The 20,730-nt window shown below is 52.4% G+C and carries 19 protein-coding genes, 1 tRNA gene and 1 pseudogene; 4 read left to right on the forward strand and 17 right to left on the reverse strand.

Translation table 11 applies throughout. The annotated features are described in order from the left end of the window. Positions 1–2,085, forward strand: a complete 2,085-nt coding sequence (brxL, locus tag CPA59_RS17595; RefSeq protein ID WP_107760232.1) for a protease Lon-related BREX system protein BrxL — start codon at positions 1–3, stop codon at positions 2,083–2,085. A 10-nt stretch (positions 2,086–2,095) separates the two neighbouring features. Here the strand turns inward: brxL and CPA59_RS17600 are convergent. The 14 genes and pseudogenes from CPA59_RS17600 to gpt all read right to left on the reverse strand — a co-directional run bounded on the left by CPA59_RS17600 (position 2,096) and on the right by gpt (position 14,802). Then, positions 2,096–2,937, reverse strand: a protein-coding gene (locus CPA59_RS17600) for an IS5 family transposase (protein ID WP_102802220.1) whose coding sequence is annotated in 2 segments (ribosomal slippage) — positions 2,096–2,592 and positions 2,592–2,937 — 843 coding nt in all. Because the reading frame shifts where the segments join, the coding sequence is not laid out codon by codon here. 259 nt (positions 2,938–3,196) lie between these two features. Then, positions 3,197–3,820, reverse strand: coding sequence for an inovirus Gp2 family protein (locus CPA59_RS17605; RefSeq protein ID WP_102802221.1), 624 nt, complete (start codon positions 3,818–3,820; stop codon positions 3,197–3,199). A 227-nt stretch (positions 3,821–4,047) separates the two neighbouring features. Continuing rightward, positions 4,048–5,457, reverse strand: a complete 1,410-nt coding sequence (locus CPA59_RS17610) for a YfjI family protein (protein WP_102802222.1) — start codon at positions 5,455–5,457, stop codon at positions 4,048–4,050. 128 nt (positions 5,458–5,585) lie between these two features. Continuing rightward, entirely contained in the window at positions 5,586–5,822 is a 237-nt protein-coding gene (locus CPA59_RS17615; protein ID WP_012768679.1) for an AlpA family transcriptional regulator, read from the reverse strand. Positions 5,823–5,928: 106 nt separating this feature from the next. After that, positions 5,929–6,939, reverse strand: coding sequence for a hypothetical protein (locus CPA59_RS17620; protein WP_102802223.1), 1,011 nt, complete (start codon positions 6,937–6,939; stop codon positions 5,929–5,931). A gap of 397 nt (positions 6,940–7,336) precedes the next feature. After that, positions 7,337–7,474, reverse strand: a pseudogene (locus CPA59_RS23350) (cell filamentation protein Fic); the annotation flags it as partial. Positions 7,475–7,780: 306 nt separating this feature from the next. Further along, positions 7,781–7,856 (reverse strand) — tRNA-Thr (locus CPA59_RS17635). Positions 7,857–8,011: 155 nt separating this feature from the next. Next, positions 8,012–9,265, reverse strand: coding sequence for a glutamate-5-semialdehyde dehydrogenase (gene proA / locus CPA59_RS17640; protein WP_107760234.1), 1,254 nt, complete (start codon positions 9,263–9,265; stop codon positions 8,012–8,014). A gap of 10 nt (positions 9,266–9,275) precedes the next feature. Continuing rightward, the gene (gene proB / locus CPA59_RS17645; RefSeq protein WP_038919997.1) at positions 9,276–10,379 is read right to left on the reverse strand and encodes a glutamate 5-kinase; all 1,104 of its coding nucleotides are present in this window, start codon (positions 10,377–10,379) and stop codon (positions 9,276–9,278) included. A 126-nt stretch (positions 10,380–10,505) separates the two neighbouring features. After that, entirely contained in the window at positions 10,506–10,865 is a 360-nt protein-coding gene (gene crl / locus CPA59_RS17650; protein ID WP_038666354.1) for a sigma factor-binding protein Crl, read from the reverse strand. A 156-nt stretch (positions 10,866–11,021) separates the two neighbouring features. Further along, positions 11,022–12,290, reverse strand: a complete 1,269-nt coding sequence (locus tag CPA59_RS17655) for a diguanylate cyclase domain-containing protein (protein ID WP_049854399.1) — start codon at positions 12,288–12,290, stop codon at positions 11,022–11,024. 4 nt (positions 12,291–12,294) lie between these two features. Then, complete coding sequence (locus CPA59_RS17660) at positions 12,295–12,834, reverse strand: YfiR family protein (RefSeq protein WP_049854398.1); 540 nt, start codon at positions 12,832–12,834, stop codon at positions 12,295–12,297. Between the two features lie 101 nt (positions 12,835–12,935). Further along, entirely contained in the window at positions 12,936–14,186 is a 1,251-nt protein-coding gene (gene frsA, locus CPA59_RS17665; protein ID WP_038920002.1) for an esterase FrsA, read from the reverse strand. A gap of 157 nt (positions 14,187–14,343) precedes the next feature. Further along, on the reverse strand, positions 14,344–14,802 hold the full coding sequence (gpt, locus tag CPA59_RS17670) for a xanthine phosphoribosyltransferase (RefSeq protein ID WP_038920003.1): 459 nt from the start codon (positions 14,800–14,802) through the stop codon (positions 14,344–14,346). Between the two features lie 243 nt (positions 14,803–15,045). Between gpt and CPA59_RS17675 the strand changes: the two genes are divergently transcribed. Beyond that, positions 15,046–15,246 (forward strand): hypothetical protein, encoded by a 201-nt coding sequence (locus CPA59_RS17675; RefSeq protein WP_038920004.1) that lies wholly within the window; start codon positions 15,046–15,048, stop codon positions 15,244–15,246. Between the two features lie 238 nt (positions 15,247–15,484). Then, positions 15,485–16,945: a beta-Ala-His dipeptidase gene (pepD, locus tag CPA59_RS17680; protein WP_049854397.1), complete on the forward strand. Its 1,461-nt coding sequence runs from the start codon at positions 15,485–15,487 to the stop codon at positions 16,943–16,945. Between the two features lie 66 nt (positions 16,946–17,011). Here the strand turns inward: pepD and dinB are convergent, their stop codons facing one another. After that, positions 17,012–18,070 carry a DNA polymerase IV gene (gene dinB / locus CPA59_RS17685; protein ID WP_049854396.1) on the reverse strand — a complete coding sequence of 353 codons (1,059 nt, stop codon included), beginning with the start codon at positions 18,068–18,070 and terminating at the stop codon, positions 17,012–17,014. 388 nt (positions 18,071–18,458) lie between these two features. On the opposite strand from dinB, the gene dpaA reads away from it, so the two are divergent. Further along, entirely contained in the window at positions 18,459–19,184 is a 726-nt protein-coding gene (gene dpaA / locus CPA59_RS17690) for a peptidoglycan meso-diaminopimelic acid protein amidase (protein ID WP_038920007.1), read from the forward strand. On the opposite strand, the gene CPA59_RS17695 is transcribed toward dpaA, so the two are convergent. Beyond that, positions 19,155–19,922 carry a class II glutamine amidotransferase gene (locus tag CPA59_RS17695; RefSeq protein WP_038666330.1) on the reverse strand — a complete coding sequence of 256 codons (768 nt, stop codon included), beginning with the start codon at positions 19,920–19,922 and terminating at the stop codon, positions 19,155–19,157. The two genes, dpaA and CPA59_RS17695, sit on opposite strands and share 30 nt — an antisense overlap. A 61-nt stretch (positions 19,923–19,983) precedes the next feature. Then, on the reverse strand, positions 19,984–20,565 hold the full coding sequence (gene lpcA / locus CPA59_RS17700; RefSeq protein ID WP_022634611.1) for a D-sedoheptulose 7-phosphate isomerase: 582 nt from the start codon (positions 20,563–20,565) through the stop codon (positions 19,984–19,986). Positions 20,566–20,730 lie beyond the last annotated feature (165 nt).

Below are 20,730 nucleotides of genomic sequence, written 5' to 3' on the forward strand. Positions count from 1 at the left end.
ATGCAAACCCATCATGACTTACCCGTTCCAGCTGTATCCGAAGGGGAACTCGTCGCAGAAGGTTACGATCTGGACGCCTTACTGAATCAGCATTTTCGCGGCCGCGTGGTGCGTAAGGATCTGACCAAGCAGCTCAAGGAAGGAGCTAACGTCCCGGTCTATGTGCTGGAGTATCTGCTCGGTATGTACTGCGCTTCCGACGATGACCAGATCGTCGAGCAAGGCTTGCAGAACGTTAAACGCATTCTGGCTGATAACTACGTCCGCCCTGATGAAGCAGAGAAGGTGAAATCACTTATTCGTGAACGCGGTTCATACAAGATCATCGATAAAGTATCGGTAAAGCTCAATCAGAAAAAAGACGTTTACGAAGCCCAGCTCTCCAACCTCGGTATAAAAGATGCACTGGTTCCACCGCAGATGGTTAAGGACAACGAGAAGCTGTTGACCGGCGGCATCTGGTGCATGATCACCGTGAACTACTTTTTTGAGGAAGGACAGAAAACGTCACCTTTCTCCCTGATGACCCTCAAACCTATCCAGATGCCCAATATGGATATGGAAGAGGTGTTTACCGCACGTACGCACTTCAACCGTGACCAGTGGATTGATGTACTGCTGCGTTCCGTGGGTATGGAACCCGCCAACATTGAGCAGCGAACCAAGTGGCATCTGATCACCCGTATGATCCCTTTCGTAGAAAACAACTATAACGTCTGCGAACTTGGCCCACGCGGTACCGGTAAAAGTCACGTCTATAAAGAGTGTTCGCCAAACTCACTGTTAGTTTCCGGCGGTCAAACCACGGTAGCAAACCTGTTTTACAACATGGCCAGCCGCCAGATTGGCCTGGTTGGCATGTGGGATGTGATCGCATTTGATGAAGTGGCAGGGATCACTTTCAAAGACAAAGACGGCGTGCAAATCATGAAAGATTACATGGCGTCTGGCTCATTTTCCCGTGGCAGAGATTCGATTGAAGGCAAAGCATCGATGGTGTTCGTCGGCAACATTAATCAAAGCGTTGAGACGTTAGTCAAAACCAGCCATCTGTTAGCCCCCTTCCCTGCGGCTATGATCGACACGGCGTTTTTCGACCGCTTCCATGCCTATATCCCCGGCTGGGAAATCCCGAAAATGCGCCCGGAATTCTTTACCAATCGCTACGGCCTTATCACAGATTATCTCGCCGAATACATGCGGGAAATGCGTAAGCGCAGCTTCTCCGACGCGATTGATAAGTTCTACAAGCTGGGTAATAACCTCAACCAACGCGACGTTATCGCGGTAAGGCGCACTGTTTCAGGTTTACTGAAACTTCTTCACCCCGATGGTTCTTACAGCAAAGAAGATGTCCGAATTTGTCTGACCTACGCCATGGAAGCTCGCCGTCGAGTCAAAGAACAGCTTAAAAAGCTGGGCGGACTTGAGTTCTTCGATGTGAATTTCAGTTATATCGATAACGAGACGCTGGAAGAGTTCTTCGTCAGCGTACCAGAACAGGGTGGCAGCGAATTAATTCCCGCCGGTATGCCGAAACCCGGCGTTGTGCATTTGGTTACACAAGCAGAAAGTGGCATGACAGGTCTGTATCGCTTTGAAACCCAGATGACCGCAGGTAATGGTAAGCATAGCGTTTCTGGTCTGGGATCAAGCACCTCGGCGAAGGAAGCTATCCGGGTTGGATTTGACTATTTCAAAGGCAACCTCAGCCGTGTTAGCGCAACAGCGAAATATTCTGAACATGAGTTCCACCTGCACGTAGTCGAATTGCACAATACCGGACCAAGTACCGCGACCAGTCTGGCAGCACTTATTGCCCTATGTTCCGTTTTACTGGCGAAACCCGTCCAAGAACAAATGGTCGTATTAGGCAGCATGACGCTCGGTGGAGTAATCAACCCTGTTCAGGATCTGGCGACTAGCTTACAACTCGCCTTCGACAGCGGCGCGAAAAAGGTCCTTCTACCGATGTCTTCCGCGATAGATATTCCGACTGTTCCGGCAGAGTTATTTACCAAGTTCCAAGTGAGCTTTTACTCTGACCCGGTGGATGCTGTGTATAAAACACTAGGATTCAACTAGGCTGTGTCCCTTAACTTAACCGCTTTAAAAATAACCTGATCGCTCCCAGTTTTAGCATACTCAGGTAGTTTCTGGCTGTTTTCTCCGAGCGGGTGACAATACGGCGATTTTCTTTAAGTATCGCAAAGCAACGCTCCACGACATTGCGTTTTTTGTACAGGCGCGTGTCGAGGGGGCGACGTCCGTCCTGACTGGCCTTCTCATTCGATTTAAACGGAATAACTGCTTTTATTCCTTTCATTTTCAAATGAATGCGAAGGTTTTTACCTGAATAACCCTTATCCGCCAGCACCGCTTTCGGACGTGATTTCAGGTGCCCGCTTTTTCGGATAATCCAGACCCGGTTGAGCAACCTTTCCGCGTATCGGCTTTCGTGGGCCTGTCCACCGCTCAGGCAAAAACTCAGCGGTAATCCTGTGCCATCTGTTGCCAGATGGATTTTGGTGCCAAAGCCGCCGCGAGAGCAACCCAGCCCATGGTCCTCGCATTCATCGGGATGTTTTTTTTCGCACCCGAGGCCGCTTTCAGGGCGCGAACGTTACTGCCATCCAGCGCGATAACATCCCAGTCAATCAGCGCTTTTTCATCCAGAATCTGGAGTAATTTATTGAAAATGCTGTTCATTATTCCGGCTTTAGACCACCGATTGAAGCGGTTGTAAATGGTTTTCCATTGACCATAACGCTCAGGTAAGTCCCGCCAGGGTGCACCAGAGCAAAGCACCCAAAATATGCCATTCATGACATGTCTGTGCGCAAAATAAGGACGCCCGCCTCGGGAAGAGCCTCTTTCAGGTGGCAGCATGGGAGAAATCAACGCCCAGGCGTCATCGGGAAAATCGTAACGAGCCAAATTAAAGGACTTTTTGTGGTGAAATCATGTCCCTGATTGTACAAAAAATAGTTACGGGACACACCCTAGTTGATAACAAATTTATTTTTAATAATATCAAAAAATCAGCTCTTGAGACTTTATTGAGCTCGACCAAAATTCTGGATGTTATTTTTTCTTCTGAGTGGCAGACCTAAACAGATTAATTAGTCGACTAAATCGCTACCTACTTTAGCGTTGGCCTTTCTTATGCGAGAAAGGCCAATACTGTAAAAATAAATTAGCTTAGGCTACAGCCAAAGTTACGATCGCCCTCACCAAAAACCTTACTTTTCACCTTGGTGAGATAATCAATCCGGTTCAGTAAGTCGCTGGTGTAAATGCCATTGAGAATATCGTCACGGTTCAGGGTATATTTACCATTAAGGGGGTATTGCACCAGGTGCTGTCCCTCTTCGGGAGTCAGGTTTAATGCGCTACACCATGCCGAGGTAATCATGGTTCTTAGCGTATCTTCATCCAGATTGAAATCTCCCAGGTGGTAATAGGCATCTTTGTTCAGGAACAGAAATACATGATAATGACGTTTACCATTCTGGGTAAATTCCCTTACCCATGCATACCTCAGCGTGTTAGGATGCACCCGTTTACCTTCTCTGTACTTGCGCTGCTCATTTGCTATTAATTTTGCTTTTAGTGAATTAGTAAATCTTGATATAGCACCTGAATCAGTATTAGCGATACAGGAAATGGTATCACCATTATCCAGAATAGCCGGGTCATGAAGATCCACCCGTACTGCCAGTGTACGGTTGTGTTCTTTAACAGCCTTATTAATAACGTCGATAATTCTTTCTTTGTATGATTTAACATGACTTCCATACTCGCTATCGTATAGATTCATAATAAATTATTCCTCGATGGATAACAGTCATAGCATTACTGGCTATGTCTTATTAACGTGATGGATATACAGATATTGCTAATGATAATATAATAACTATCCGACACTCTATTTCAGAAAAAGAATAGCCACAGCCTACGATTACTGTTCAAAAATTACTCTGCAATTAGTTGCAACGATGTCTCTTTAATAAAACGATGATTATCGTTTGAAATTAGGTTTATCCGTTACATAAAATTAACGACAGGTTGTATAAAAATGGTTTTCCCTCTTTTCTCTGTCAGTATTTTCTTTTGCGAGTAAAGCGTACTGAGTAGTTCATTCACTTTACTCCGGTTCCTGAACCGGTTCGGACCATATTGCAGGATGGTTGTCTTCCTGATATATGGAACGAAACACTTGTAGCAATAATCTTTTATCCACGCGTAAAGTTCATCCGCTTCGGAACTGACCAGCAGCAGGGGCTCTGGCTTAGAAAAAATCCTTACATACTCATCCACATACCAGGCGCTTATCGCTACGGCTGATTCCACCGCATTAAGGGATATGTCGCCTTCATCACCGTTGAAATAATGCAGCAGTGCAGCAATCCTTGCCATGTTCTCTGCTATCTTGGACGCATAATCCTTAAAATCAGACAGGAAACCAATCAGGCCCATTTCCGACTCGACTTTGTTATAAAATTCGATCCAGCGTTTTTCTGCTTCAGGAGAGAAGTGCAGGCATTGACGCTCATTTTCATCGTTTTTAGCTATGCTCTCATTAACGATATCTATCAGTCGCTGATGAAATATCGGCAGATGCTCACTTGAGACAACAGGGCTGGTAATTTGTCTGTAGCCTTGTGTTGAGCCAGGCTGGCACACCAGACACCGTGCGAAGTAACCTATCGCTTTTGCCATATCGCCTTTCCGCTCGATATAGCCCTTAAAAGCATCAGGCTGAACCATCAGCGACTGCGTCATTCTGGCGTCTCTAATTAATTTCTCAGGCTCTTTTTTCCTTTCCACGGAAAACATTCCGCCATCCCACATTTTATTGATGAAAGGCAGTTCATTCAGCGCGTAGCCATTAAAGATAATACCAGCTTCATCAGACATAAGACCAATAGATCTCCAACGTCCGCAGAGATAGTCTTTTATTGCCGCAGGTGTGGCATCGTTGAAAATCTGCTTGAACCTGACCGGTATTTTCGGGGTCTCCGCAAGGAGTGCTTTCAGTCGTTCATCCGTTGTAGAATGATCTTTGTTGCGGAGAATTTCTGATTTAATTTTTGAAATCAGTGCTTTCTTTGCAATATTAAAAGCCGTATCCTCATTCCGCCAGATAATCAGGTCTTGGGTATATTTTTCAAACCATTCTTCTTCCAGTTGATATAATGGTTTCATCAGTAGTTTGTCCACCGTACTTTTTCGCTCACCAGATTCCGCCAGCGTCAATAAAAAAAGCGATACCGGTCCGCGCAAATTACTTTGTCGGCATACATCAATCCGGTTCTGGCAGGCAAGAGAAATAACCCCCAGTATCGCTGTAACAATCAAAGCCTGGGGAGCCTGCGTATGCTGCTCCACTTCATAAACCGCGTTTTTGATGATCGGCGGAAACACATGCACGGGAAAAGGACGACTACACAGCATAGACACCTCTTGTTCAGTTAATGTTGAAAACGATCTCCCTCATCTTGCCATTCCGCTATTAATAGCGGAAATAGCAGGATGAACATGGGTATTTCAGGAAAAAAATAAATGTAAAAAAAAGCCTGATGCTAGCGCTCATTGATCCAACAAAGCAGATCACTTAAGAGCCATCCACAGGATTTAGCGCCAAGCGATTTGCGCAACGGAAACTTACCTACCTGCTCCAGTTTCCACGCGGTAGAGCGGGAAATGGACGTAATACGTTGTCGCTCCCGTTCACGCACGAGACGATCACCTTTCTCACCGTAATTACGCAGGACTTGCAAACGTTGTTCTGGGGTTGGGGAAATAAATGTTGTACTCATACTGCCTCCTTTGTTTCGACAAGTGCAGCATGAATCAGTGCGAGTGTGGAGAAAAGCTGAGGAGCTCTTGCTAAAGGCTTAATAAGCCTTTAGCAAGAGCTATTTATCACTTTACTTTCATAATGTTAGCAGCAATTTCGGGGGTAAAAACGATACACCATTCTCTTGGTGATGACTTGACAAGATCGTTCAATATTCGAGCTACATTAGATGGTGTTTTAGGAATATTTTTACTTTTGCAATGAAGCGTGATTAAGCAAGCGGCTATCCTGGAATGCTGGGGCTGTATTTTGTAAGGCTTATCTCTTTTCTCAAATGTTTCTTCAAGGACTTTTTTTATGGTTGTTTGCCCAACATTGATTCCATTACTTGAAAGAGCTGTACTAACATTTGAGTAAGTCACATGACCATTAACACTGAAAATTTTATTTATAAGAAGAACCATTGCGATTCGGTTATAAGGTGGGTCATACCTTTCCATTTCATTACTTTCATTGTAAGAAAAAAATTCTTTTATTATTTTAAACTCAGAACTAGAAATATATAACTGTTCAAATGGAATATAAACATCGGTGTTAAACAGAAGATAATCCCTTTTATCTCTACCAAAAACATCAACTTCACCGGGGATTGAAACCCATTCATCATTAGCATTTTTAAGGTTGTAATTATCCCTTGCAAAATGGGTGGTACCAGTCGGCTGTAACCGCCAAAAACCACTAGCATATCCATTGTAAACGTATTTGAAACTGCTACTCCCGCTAAAATCCATATACTCTCTAATTTCAGAGTATTTACAAGGTATAAATTTTCTTATTGCATCCTGAGGACTCCTCTCATCTTGATAAAAATCTCTACCAAAAGCAATCTCACTTGTATCATAGCGATTCTCTTCTTTATTAGGATAACGGTTAATCCTGCAATACACAGAACGAAGATAAACATATATTTTTATTTTACCACTCAACCATACATCTATTATCTCTTCGATTTTTACATGGGATTTCTTAGAGAAATCATCAACGCGATAGAAATCATCAGAAATATCAAGCCGTTCAGCATCGCAGGAATAAAGCAAAGAATTAATAGCATCAAGGAAATCAGAATTTTCTTTCATTTATCACCGCCAACATATTGTCATTACCAAAAATTCTATCAGGACAAGCCGTTATGTTTAAATTTATTTCAAAAAAATCAAAAAGAATCTTCCATCACTTTACGTCAACAAGAATACAGCGTGACACATCAATCTATGCCAATAAGATGACCTAATCAATATAGGCTACTTAAAGCTGTATCTGGCTTTGCGGGCTGTTCCTATTCAAACTTAAATCAGGATTGAAAGAATGGGGCTTTCAGCATGACAAAAAACAGCACATAACCAGATTACTAAAGCACAAATCTACCTGCCGTTACCAGATCAACCGCTATTGAAACGGGTGTTTCTGTGCAACAAATTGAGCAGCAACTCAAAAAAATCAGACACAGGCGAAAGCCGTCGGCCTCGCCCGTTGTTAATCTGACATTATGTCGCTCGCCAGTTGCATCATGGGGCTGTAGTTTCCTGATACGCCCGCCTGAATTGCCTTGAAGTAAAACGCCTTATGCTTATTCCACAGGCTGTAATCCAGCAATCCCTTCCCTGCCAGCATCGGGCAGTGCGCGACAGCAAAGAGGATAAGGCTCGCCTGTTGCTGCTCATTCAGCAGATAGGCAGAGCGGGCAACGAACGGTTATCGTCGCGTGACAGCGCATCCCAATCGAGCCCTGAGGAAACAAAACTGGCAGGCCCAAACTCGTTGGATGCTACAAAGCAAGCATCGCAAAATGAGATGGTGGGAATTTTGTGAAAAACCACGGAGATAACCTATACATTGTAATTTGTGTACCCGAGAGTGTACCCGAGAGCAAGAAAAGGAGATTTCAGAGAGGGATGATATCGTAACTTACTGATTTTATGGTGCCGATAATAGGAGTCGAACCTACGACCTTCGCATTACGAATGCGCTGCTCTACCAACTGAGCTATATCGGCGAGGGAATCATCCTGCGAACGCATGACGATGAACTACGGGGTGACAAACTAGTAAAATCGTTCTGGCAAGTCAAGACTTCAAGGTACCGTCTGACGATTTTATAAACGACTGGCCCGACAGGGGTGAAAACACGGCCGCCGGGCCTTGATGTGGATCAAGCGCGAACCAAATCGTCGCCGTAACCGATCCATTTGTACGTGGTCAGCGCTTCCAACCCCATCGGGCCACGCGCGTGCAGTTTCTGGGTGCTGACCGCCACTTCCGCGCCCAGCCCGAACTGACCGCCGTCGGTAAAACGGGTGGTGGCGTTGACGTACACCGCCGAGGAATCGACCTCGCGCACGAACTGTTCGGCACGGCTCAGAGAACGGGTCAGGATAGCGTCGGAGTGTTGGGTGCCGTGCTCACGGATGTGATCGATGGCGTCGTCAATGTCTGCGACCAGCTTCACGTTCAGATCCAGCGACAGCCACTCGTCGTCATAATTCGCGGCAGCTACCGCAGTGACGTCCGCCGGGCCGCTAGTCAGCAACGGCAACGATGCGGGGCAGGCATGCAAACTGACGCCCACCTGTTTCATCCGCTCGCTCAACGCCGGCAGGAAAGCGTCGGCAATGCCCTGGTGCACCAGCAGCGTTTCCACCGTGTTGCAGGTGCTGGGACGCTGGGTTTTCGCGTTAACAATCACCTTCAGCGCCGGTTCGAACTCCATCGACTCGTCGACATAGATATGGCACACGCCAATGCCGCCGGTGATCACCGGAATGGTGGACTGCTCGCGGCACAGCTTGTGCAAGCCGGCGCCGCCGCGAGGGATCAGCATGTCGACGTAGCGATCAAGTTTCAGCAGTTGGTTAACTAGTTCACGATCCGGGCTTTCAATCGCCTGAATCGCCGCAGCGGGCAAACCGCATTCGGTCAGCGCCTGCTGGATGACCTGCACGGTAGCCGCGTTGGTGCGATACGTCTCTTTGCCGCCGCGCAGAATCACCGCATTGCCGGTTTTCAGGCACAGGCTGGCGACATCCACCGTGACATTCGGACGGGCTTCATAGATTACGCCGACCACGCCCAGCGGCACGCGGCGTCGTTCCAGTTTTAAACCGTTATCCAGAATGCGACCGTCGATGATTTCGCCTACCGGGTCGTTCAGACGGCAAACCTGACGCACATCATCGGCAATCGCCTTCAGGCGCGCCGGGGTCAGTTGCAGACGGTCCAGCAACGCTTCGCTCATGCCGTTTGCTCTGGCTTGCGCCAGATCCTGCTCGTTAGCGGCCAGAATGACGTCATGCTGCGCTTCCAGCAGATCCGCTATCGTCATCAGCGCCCGATTTTTCTGGCTGGTGCTGAGCGCCGCCAGCTGATAAGAGGCTTTTTTGGCCGCTTTACCCATTTGCTCAAGCATCGCCTGCTCCTTAAATAATGATCATGTCGTCGCGGTGGACGGCCACCGGGCCGTATTCGTAACCCAGAATCTCCGCAATCTGCTGAGAGTGATGCCCGGCGATCATACGCAGCGCATCGCTGTTATAACGGGTGACGGCATGTGCCAGGTCACGCCCGTTCAGGCTGCGGATGCGAATCACCTCGCCGCGGGAGAAATTGCCCGCCACGTCGCGGATGCCTTTCGGCAGCAACGAACTGCCGCGCTCCAGCATGGCGGACAGCGCGCCGTCGTCAACGGTGATTTCACCGGCGGGCGGCGCGCCAAAAATCCAGCGTTTACGGCTTTCCAGCGGGGTTTCCAGCGCGTGGAAACGGGTACCGACCGATACATCGTTAATCACATCGGCAATCACGCCGACCCGGTTGCCGGCGGCGATGATCACATCGATGCCGGAACGACAGGCGACATCCGCCGCCTGCAGTTTGGTGGACATCCCGCCCGTACCGAGGCCGGACACGCTGCCGCCGGCAATCTGGCGCAGTTCGTCGGTCACGCCCTGCACTTCACGAATCAGCTCCGCATCGGGATTGGAACGCGGGTCGGCGGTGAACAACCCGGCCTGATCGGTCAGCAGCAGCAGTTTGTCGGCATCCGCCAGCATAGCGGCCAGCGCCGACAGGTTATCGTTGTCGCCGACTTTGATTTCAGCGGTGGCAACCGCATCATTCTCGTTAATGACCGGTACGATATGGTTGTCGAGCAAGGCGCGCATGGTGTCGCGGGCGTTGAGGAAGCGTTCGCGATCTTCCAGATCGGCACGGGTCAGCAGCATCTGACCGACGTGAATGCCGTAGATGGAAAACAGCTGTTCCCACAGTTGAATCAACCGGCTCTGCCCTACGGCGGCCAGCAACTGCTTGGTGGCGATGGTCGGTGGCAGTTCCGGGTACCCCAGATGCTCGCGGCCGGCGGCAATCGCCCCGGAAGTCACAATCACGATGCGATGCCCTGCGGCATGCTGCTGGGCGCACTGGCGCACCAGTTCGACAATATGGGCACGGTTGAGACGGCGCGAACCGCCGGTCAGCACGCTGGTGCCCAGTTTTACAACCAAGGTCTGGCTGCCACTCATAATTTTTCTGCCGTTGCGTTGAACAATAAATAATTAAGGATGAAAAAAACGTTGTAACAGGAGAGACGCGCTATGCCAACCGGCACAACGCGAAAACCCCAGGCTCCGGCGCGATGCCGGACAGCATCACGGTCGTGCGGAGAGGGAAAAAGGTGGGTCGAGTTGTTCTACCAGCGCCTGCAGGCGGGTGTGGAAATCTTCACGGGTAGCCAGCACTTTCTCATGTACCTCAGTATCTTTGATGTTTTCTTCGCGCCAGTTGCCAGCCTTGTCAAACAGACCGATGCGGTAGGCATAGAACAGGGTTTGCTCCTGCCACTCCAGATTAAGCCACCAGCCCCAAAACTCTCGCTTTTCCGGCGCAGGTTTTACATTGACACAAACCGCCAGGCAATCAAAGAAAAAACGGTTTTCTTCGCACTGACCTTCACGCAAATAAGGCCCCAACGAAGCAAAGCGCTTCATAAGCCTGCTTTTCACTGCCATGACACCCTCCTTAAATCAGAAGACTTCCAAGCATTCACAGCGATCGAAGATGGGTCAACCCTGCCGGACTTCCAACATGGGTTCAAGTTTTTTCGCATCCGACGTTTCAGGGCGCGAGCCGTGTCACACCAATGTGCATCATATTGATAAGCAACACTACTGATTCACCGTCGCGTCTTCATCAAAGTAGCGTAAAACGCGTTCAAAATCATGACGACGCTGACGCTGTTTATCCTGATACATCGCCTTGTCAGCCAGTTCGATCAGCATTTCCGGCGTCATCGACGGCAATGCCTGCGCCACGCCGATGCTGAGCGACATCACGACTTCCTGCCCGTCCGGCAGAATAACCGGCTCAAGCATAATCTGCCGGATCGCCTCCACCCGTTGCTGCGCATCCTGCATGTCGTGTACTCCCACCAGAATCAACGCGAACTCGTCGCCCGCCAACCTGGCCGGTAAATCCTGGTTGCACGCGCAGTGCGTCAGCCGGTTGGCTACCGCCAGCAGCACCTGATCGCCCGCGCCATGACCGTAAGTGTCATTAATTTTCTTGAAACGGTAGCCATCCATAAACAGCAGCGCGGTGTTGGTTTGGTATTGCGGATCCTGCAGTACGCCGGCAAGCGCGCTGAGAAAAGCGGTGCGATTCGCCAGCCCGGTCAGCGAGTCGTGCAGTGAATGTCTGAGCAGCGAATCGTTCTCGTGCTGCATCTGGCGCTGCCAGGATTCAACTTCATCCAGCAAGCTGTTGAGGTCACGCCCAAAACCATCCAGCTCGGCGAGTTTGACCGTCGGCACCCGGCGGGAAAAATGGCGATTTTCGCGGATATCATGCACCACTTCGGCAATATGATGCAGCGACAGGATCAACCCGCGGTGCAGGCGGCGGGAAATCACGATGGCGAGCAGCGACGCCAGCAACATGCATAAGGTCAGCGAACCCAACGAGAAGAACACGAAATTTCTGGCGGGCGTGTCCGCGCCGCTGATTTCCAGATACCCGATCCGCTGGCCGCGGTGGGTGATGGGCTGTATCACGCTACCGGGAAACAGCCACTTTGACGTCAGATGACTGAGCCAATCCGGCGTTGCTGCTTCTCCTGCGCTCCACTGCGCCAGCGGCTTGCCTTTGGCATCCGTCAGCAGCGCGCTGCTGAACTGTCCTTGCCGCCCCAAACTGCTCAAGGTTTCGTTTGCCGCCGTCACATCGCGAAACACTACCGCCGCTTCGACGTTGCGACTCAGGGTATAACCCAGCAGCTGCAGGTTTTTCTCAGCATATTGCTTGAAACAGAACATGGAGGCGACGGTAATCAACAGCCATGAAAACACCATGGCGATCACCACCCCCAGCGTATTGATGCGGGTCAGCGCCTGCCTGAAGGTTTTCTGTCGATAAGCGTGCGGTACAGGTATCGCCATCGGTTCAGTTCCGGACCCGGGCCAGCATTAACACGTCCGGATTCACCCTGACCCCGGTACGGGACAGCGCCTCCATGTTGATGGAGAACCCGACGGTCTTCCCGGCGAACACCAGGCAGAACGCGCTGCCTTCATGGCAGTCGGGCGACTGCTCGGCAATGGTCATCAGCGGATGGCCGACGGCGTAACTGGCGATATCCACCTGCTCAGAGACCGTTTCTTCACCGAAGTACACCGCGTCACAATCGGAAGCAAACAGCTCCTGAGTGTCTTTGACGGTCACCGTGTTAAAGAGCCGCTTTTCCTGTGCCTCCGCCGGCATGGTCAACCCCGACAAAAAATGCGCGGAAGAGAACACGCACAGCGTGGGAAGCCCGTTCAGACGCGGCCAGTGGGAATAACTGATGATACCGGATACCGTGCGGCGCACATCGACATCCGAAACCTGCGTCAGGTCATCATGCGGCGCCTGCGCCCTTAACGAGGGGCAAATCAGCATGGATGCCAGTACCATCACGGCAAATAATGTCGCTTTTCCTACCATGTTAGTTCTGGTCGTCCGTTGAAACGAAGTTGCCATACAGTAGCTGACACCGCGGCGGCGAACCAGACGCCACGGCATAATTTTTTCACACGATGCAAAGGCTACCGCAACTGGCGACGTAACCAGTCTGTCATCTGTTGCAGCGCCAGATGAAACGTCTGGTACACCGGCGAAAAATTCAGCGATAGTAATTTACCCTGCAGCGACGAATTGACGATCAGCATCGACTCCTCTTTAGGGCTGATCAGGTCGTCTTTCCAGTAGCCGGAGAACATCGGCGTTGGGCAACGTCGCCCCAGCAATCCCTGCGTTTTCAGGGAATAGCGCCCTACTTCCACCAGCAACGCGGCGTCCGAGGAATAGGTCATGCCAAGGCGGCTCGCCAGCACATCCATAAACATGTCCGGCACCTGCTGCTGGCGCCGGGCGTCCGAAAGCAGATGATGGACGATCGGCCCCAGACAGGCGACCGCCCGCAACCGGTTTGCCTCCAGATAAGCCAGCCGCACCGCGATATTGGCGCCGAAACGGAAACCGAAAGCGCCGACGCGGGTGTGATCAACCCACGGCACATCCGGTAAAGCCCGCAGCACCTGCTGATGCAGAAAGCTGGAATCCTGATCCAGTTTCCAGCGCGAAGACAATCCCACCGACGGCATATCCACCGTCAGCATCGCGAACCCCGCCGGGGCCAGATAGTCCTGAAACAAGCGATGATAATCGCATTGCAGCGTATCCAGACTGCCGCACATCAATACGGTCGGGAACGGCGCCTGCCCCTGAGCCGGCAGATGCAGAAACGCCGTCACCTGTCCCCCGCCTTCCACCGGCAGGGTCAGGGTTTTCAGTTCGTAAGACAAGTGACTGGCGGCTTCTTCATAAGCGCGATTGGCCAGTGCCTGAGCCTGTTCCGCCAGTTCGTCGCCTTTGAGATGAGGATAGGCGGCGATACTGTACAGGTTAGCGGCGTTCAGCCAGCACTGCCCGGCCTGCTCGCCTTGCGGATACTGCCCAGCCTGCTGTTGCCAGCGCATGCCTTGCGATACCCATTCGTATATCCAGTTGCCGCCCCGGTAGCCAATGACCGTATCCAGCAATTGATCGTCGCTGCGTTCCGCTTCGCTGGCGGCAATCCGCGCCAATACTTCTTCAATCTCCCACGGATGCACGCCGCGCCAAATCCATAACAACCGGTTGATCATCCGATACCAGTTGCGGGTGTTTTCCCCCTCCAGCGCCGACTGCATGGCAGCCACGCCGGCCGCATTGCGCGAACGTTGGATCAGCGTAGAAGTTTCCTGATGTTTTACCGACGGTTTAAACAACGTTTCGGACAGGTTGGCCTTAATCACAGCAGCCTCCGTGGACGAATCAAAACAAGAAAGATAATGGTATGAGGGAAAAGTGTACCGAACCGCAGCGGTGAAAAACAAATACGGCGCGCCAATCCCGGTCACAGAAACAAACACGCCCGGCATAACCGGGCGCGTAAAAAGCGATGTGGCGGGATTAACGGCCGGCCAGAGGCGGTACAAACACCACGCCCATGTCCCACGGCTGTTCAATCCAGGTATCCTGCGGGATATCCACTTCGTAGTCATCTACCAGCGGTTTGCCGGCCGGTTTGGCGAAGATGGTGATAAAGTGAGCTTTCGGATACATGTCGCGGATAGCTTTGGCGGTGCCGCCGGTATCCACCAGGTCATCGATCACGATGTAGCCTTCGCCATCGCCTTCAGCCCGTTTCAGCACTTTCAGCTCGCGCTGGTTGTCATGATCGTAGCTGGAGATGCACACGGTATCCACATTGCGGATACCCAGCTCGCGGGCCAGCAGGGCCCCCGGCACCAGACCACCACGGCTCACGGCAATAATGCCTTTCCACTGTTCGGCCGGCAGCAAACGCTGAGCCAGTTTACGGGCGTGGATTTGCAACATATCCCAGGTGACGATGTACTTTTCACTCATAAAACATATCCCAGCCAACGGTGAAGTCGGCTTAATCAGAGTCGGAAGGGGAAAATAAGGTTGCGCGAGATTATAGATAGCTGATCGGACAAAAACCAGTATTTATACAATATGTGCGCCATACGCCAATCAAATGGTAACGCTGCGTAATCAATCAAGCCGCTATAATGTAAAAAAGTTATTAGACTAGATGTTACTGATACGTTAAAAACAGGTTGAATAACCACAGCCAGGAGAACACTCATGACTATTTTCGACAGCTTCCTCCTTGCACAACTGGACGTGTTCATCCCCGTATCCGGCCTCGCGTTGATGATACTGTTTTGTTTTGAGCTGAGCATCAGCTTGCGTCTGTTAATGCGGCGCCAGCCCGCCCTGATCCCCGTCGAGATTCGCCGGGACGAGCAGCCCTCCAGCGCACGCCGTCGCAACGACTACGATTAAGGCCGAATCATGGGAAGAGCGCGCGTTCTCTTCCCCGTCTTCCCTCTCCCTGATCCTTTACGTTCGTTCATCGTTTATCCTCTCTTACTATTCATAATCCTTATGCCGCGGACATTCTCCCCGATCGTGGGAAAGTGTTATTCTGTCTTAGCGTGCCTGCGTTTTCAGGCGATCAATAACGGTTTTTCGGCATCGCACGCCATCCGTCGCGTGGATGCTTAACTGGAGAGGTTAAATAGTGTCTGCCTTGTCTCAACTCTCCCCACAGCCGCTGTGGGACATTTTTGCCAAAATCTGTTCTATTCCGCACCCGTCCTATCATGAAGAAGCGCTGGCCGCTTACATTCTGTCCTGGGCGCAGGAGCGAGGCCTTCATACGGAGCGCGATCAGGTGGGCAATATTCTGCTGCGCAAACCGGCGACGCCCGGCATGGAAAACCGCAAACCGGTGGTGATTCAGGCGCATCTGGACATGGTGCCGCAAAAAAACAACGACACAGTACACGACTTCACCACAGACCCAATCCAACCTTACATCGATGGCGAATGGATCAAGGCCCGCGGCACTACGCTGGGCGCTGACAACGGCATCGGCATGGCCTCGGCGCTGGCAGTGCTGTCTGACGACAGCGTGGAGCACGGGCCGCTGGAAGTGCTGCTGACCATGACGGAAGAAGCCGGCATGGACGGCGCATTCGGCTTGCAACCCAACTGGCTGCGGGGCGACATTCTGATCAATACCGATTCCGAAGAGGAAGGCGAAATTTACATGGGTTGCGCCGGCGGTATTGATTTCCTGACCCGTCTGCCGCTGCAACGCGAAGCGGTTCCGGCCGGTTATCAGACGCTGAAACTGGTCATCAAAGGGCTGAAAGGCGGCCACTCCGGCTGCGACATCCACCTGGGGCTGGGCAACGTCAACAAACTGCTGGCGCGCTTTCTGGCCCAGCACGCCGCAGAACTGGACCTGCGGGTCATCGACCTGCACGGCGGCACGCTGCGTAACGCCATTCCGCGTGAAGGCGCCGTCACTCTGGCGGTATCAGCCGACAAGGCGGACGCGCTGAAAGCCGCGGCGCAAGCCTACCTGGCCGTGCTGAAGCACGAACTCGCGGCGGTGGAAAAGAACATCACCCTGCTGCTGGAAGCCACAGACGGCACGGCGGCAGCGCTGACCACCGCCAGCCGAGATCGTTTCATCGCCCTGCTGAACAGCACGCCGAACGGCGTGATCCGCATGAGCGACGACGTGAAAGGCGTGGTGGAAACGTCGCTGAACGTCGGCGTGGTCGGCATGACCGACACGCAGGCGGAAATTCACTGCCTGATTCGTTCGCTGGTCGACAGCGGCAAAGACTACGTAGTGAGCATGCTCACTTCACTGGGTCAACTGGCGGGCGCCGACACCCAGGCCAAAGGCGGTTACCCCGGCTGGCAGCCGGATGCCCAGTCGCCGGTGATGCATCTGGTGCGTGAAACCTACCAGAAGCTGTTCGACAAAACGCCTAACATCATGGTGATCCACGCCGGGCTGGAGTGTGGTCTGTTCAAGAAACCGTATCCGGACATGGATATGGTTTCCATTGGGCCGACCATCACCGGTCCGCACTCGCCGGATGAACAGGTTCACATCGCCAGCGTCGGCCAGTACTGGAAACTGCTGACCGCACTGCTGAAAGCCATTCCGAAACGCGCGTAACCCGCGCCGGTGATGCCCGATCCGTCGGGCATCACCGCCAAATGCCGATGCCCTCGCCGCAGGGCGTCAATCCCACTGGAATACCAGTTGCCGTTCAAGTTGCGGGTCGATCAACGAAACATGCAACCCCACCAGCCGCACGCCCCGCGCTTCACGCCGCTGTTCCCAACTCTCCCGCGCCAGCCTTAGCAAATCCGGTTTATTCAGCACCGGCCAGACATGTTCCTGCGTCGTCTGGCGAAAATCGTCGAATTTCAGCTTTACCCCTTGTCGGGCAATATGCAGGTCCGGGCGAACACGCCGCAGGCGTAGTTCCAGTTCGTCATACAATCGCTCAATCAACGCTTCGCAGGCGGTCCAGTCGTGAATATCCTGCGCCAGCGTTTTCTCAACGCCGACCGACTTACGCAGACGATCCGGCGACACCTGACGCTCGTCAATACCGTGGCAGCGTTCCCACAGCACCCGACCGAATTTACCGAATTCCCGCAACAGCTCAGTCAGCGCATAGCGGCGAACATCGGCGCAGATGAGCAGCCCGCACTCCGCCAGCCGTTTGGCGGTCACTTTGCCGACGCCGGGGATTTTTTCCAGCGGCAACGCCAGCAGGAATGCCTCCATTTGCGCCGGTGAAATCACATACTGCCCGTTGGGTTTGTTCTGTTCGGAAGCGACTTTGGCGAGAAACTTGATTGGCGCGACGCCGGCCGAAGCGGTCAGGTGCAGTTCGTCGAAAATCGTCTGGCGGATTTCCTGCGCCATCAGGGTGGCGGAACCGCCGCAATGCAGGCTGTCGGTCACATCGAGATAAGCTTCATCCAGCGAAAGCGGCTCAATCAGCGAGGTGTAACGGGAAAAGATCTCCCGAATCTGGTAGGAGGCGGCTTTGTAAACTTCCATTCGACCGGGCAGCAGCGTCAGATGAGGGCAAAGCCGCAACGCGGTGGCGGTCGCCATAGCGCTGCGTACGCCATAACGGCGGGCCGGGTAGTTGGCGGTGCAGATCACGCCGCGCCGATCGGCGCTGCCGCCGATCGCCAGCGGAATATCACGCAGGCGCGGATTATCCCGCATCTCTATCGCGGCGTAAAAGCAATCCATATCGACATGAATGATCTTGCGCATCGCCCCTCCAAATCACTGTATAAATATACAGATCAATATTACAACAGGCAACACCTTCGCTTAAAGGTTCCACTGCATCAGATGAGCGGCGGGCGCTATTGGCCGGAATAGTCCGATTTTTTATTCTTTTTTCCTTCCTGAATAAAACGGATACGGTGATAATGTGGTTGCGCGACTTGACATCAGGCTATCCCTCGCTATGGGGCATAGCCTAATGGCAGGACAAAGCCTGACAGATAAGAGATGCGGGGCGGCACCGCCACACACCGTATCAGATATACCCAAGATTATTCGATTTACCGGACAATACGCTCGCGTGTTGAACAACGCACCGGCAACTTGAAGTATGACGGGTATAAAATAACAGCTCCAATAATCAGGATTAACAATGCACAAAGTCGCGCTTTCGCTTGCGATGTTGTTTATTTTGCCTTCCGTCGCCATCAGCAACAGTTACGCCAATCAGGTGTCGCCGGCGACGACAGAAATGAAACAGCAGGTGGCAGGATCACCGGTTTATATTCAGATCTTCAAGGAAGAACGGGTACTGGAGCTTTACACCAGAACAGGCGACGAGTACAAGCTGGTGCAGAGTTACCCGATCTGTAAATATTCCGGCGGCCTCGGCCCCAAAATGACCGAGGGCGATTTTAAAAGTCCGGAAGGGTTTTATCAGGTTGATCTGAAGCAACTGAAACCCGACAGCCATTATTATCGCGCTATCAACGTCGGCTTCCCGAACGAGTACGATCGCGCGCACGGCTATTCCGGCCGTTACCTGATGATCCACGGCGAGTGCGTGTCTATCGGCTGCTATGCCATGACCAACAAATATATCGAAGAGATTTACACTTACGTGGAGAAAGCGCTGCGCAACGGGCAGCAGAAAGTGGAGCTGGCGATTTACCCGTTCCGCATGAACGAGCAGAACATGAAGCGCCACAGCCGCTCCAGCTACTACAAATTCTGGAGTCAGCTGCAGCCGGGTTACGCCTACTTCAACCGGACCCACCAGCCGCCGGCGGTGTCGGTGCTCAACGGGCAGTACGTGGTTAACCAGTCCGCGCCCGTCGGTCAGCCTGAGTCAAATTACACGCTCGCCAAAACAAAATAACACGAACTCGCCTGGCGCAATCGGGTGCCAGGTTTCGTTGCCGGTCAACGGCTGAGTCGCCAGCACCGTGACCACATCGTTGGGTGTGGTCTGCTGCTGGAAGTCGATTTCCACATCATCATCCAGCAAGGTCGCCTTGCCAAACGGCGCCCGCCGGGTGATCCAGTGCAATTTGGTCGAACTGAACCCCATCACGAACTGCCCATCCGACAGCAGCATATTGAACACGCCTTTTTTACGCAGTTGATCCGCCAGCGTGGCGATGTAACGGAATACCGCCGGCCAGTTGGACGGCGTGCGTGGATAACGCAGCGACAGCTGATACAGCAGCCAGCAAAAGGCGTATTCGCTGTCGGTTTCTCCGACCGGACGAAAATGGCCGGTTTTCAGACGGCGATACCCTTTGAGCTGGCCGTTATGGGCAAAGGTCCAGTTTCGGCCCCATAGCTCGCGGGTAAACGGGTGGGTGTTTTCCAGCGCCACCGCGCCGCGGTTAGCCTGGCGGATGTGAGACACCACCGCGCAGGACTTGATGGGATAGTTCTGCACCAGTTCGGCAATCGGCGAGTTGAAGCTGGGCAGCGGGTCTTTGAAGGTACGGCAGCCGTTGCCTTCGTAGAAGGTAATTCCCCAACCATCGCGGTGCGGCCCGGTACGGCCGCCCCGCTGCATCAGGCCGGTAAAACTGAAACAGATATCCGTTGGGACGTTGGCGCTCATCCCAAGCAGTTCACACATGTCCGATTCCTTTAATTAACGGCGTCTGATCCTTGTAGCTGCTGTGTGCGATGACCGGCGATCAGTTGCCGGCCATTTCCTTTTCAATCAATTGAATCAGAATATGGATCGCCTTGATGTGCACTTCCTGAATGCGGTCGGCGTAACCAAAGTGCGGCACGCGAATTTCCACATCCGCGGTGCCCGCCATCTTGCCGCCGTCTTTACCGGTCAGCGTAATCACTTTCATACGCTTGGCGCGTGCGGCGCTGATCGCTTTGATGATGTTGCCGGAATTGCCGGAGGTGGAGATGCCGAGCAGTACGTCCCCTTCACGCCCCAGCGATTCCACATAGCGGGAGAACACGAAGTCATAGCCGAAATCGTTGCTGACGCAGGACAGGTGGCTCGGGTCGGAAATGGCGATAGCCGGATAACCGGGGCGGTTTTCGCGATAACGGCCGGTCAGTTCTTCCGCGAAATGCATGGCATCACAGTGAGAGCCGCCGTTGCCGCAGGAGATCACCTTTCCACCCGCCTTAAAGGCATCCGCCAGCAAAACGGCCGCATCCTGAATCGCCTGAATATTGGCATCATCACTTAAAAATGTGTTCAGCGTGGACGCCGCCTCTTTCAGCTCATTACGGATTAAGTCCTGGTACATGGAATCCTCTCATTCAATGACATCATGATATTTAGGCTGTGCCCCTTGATGATGCACGAGCCGCGGCAGCGCAATGTAGTCAGGCTGCGCCGGCGATACCCGGCATGAAGGGACATAACCTGTGCTGCCGTGCAGTGTAGCGGATCGCCCAAACCACGAGAAGCA

The sequence above is a fragment of the Dickeya sp. Secpp 1600 genome (genome assembly GCF_003049805.1).
GTDB classification, from domain to species: domain Bacteria; phylum Pseudomonadota; class Gammaproteobacteria; order Enterobacterales; family Enterobacteriaceae; genus Dickeya; species Dickeya fangzhongdai.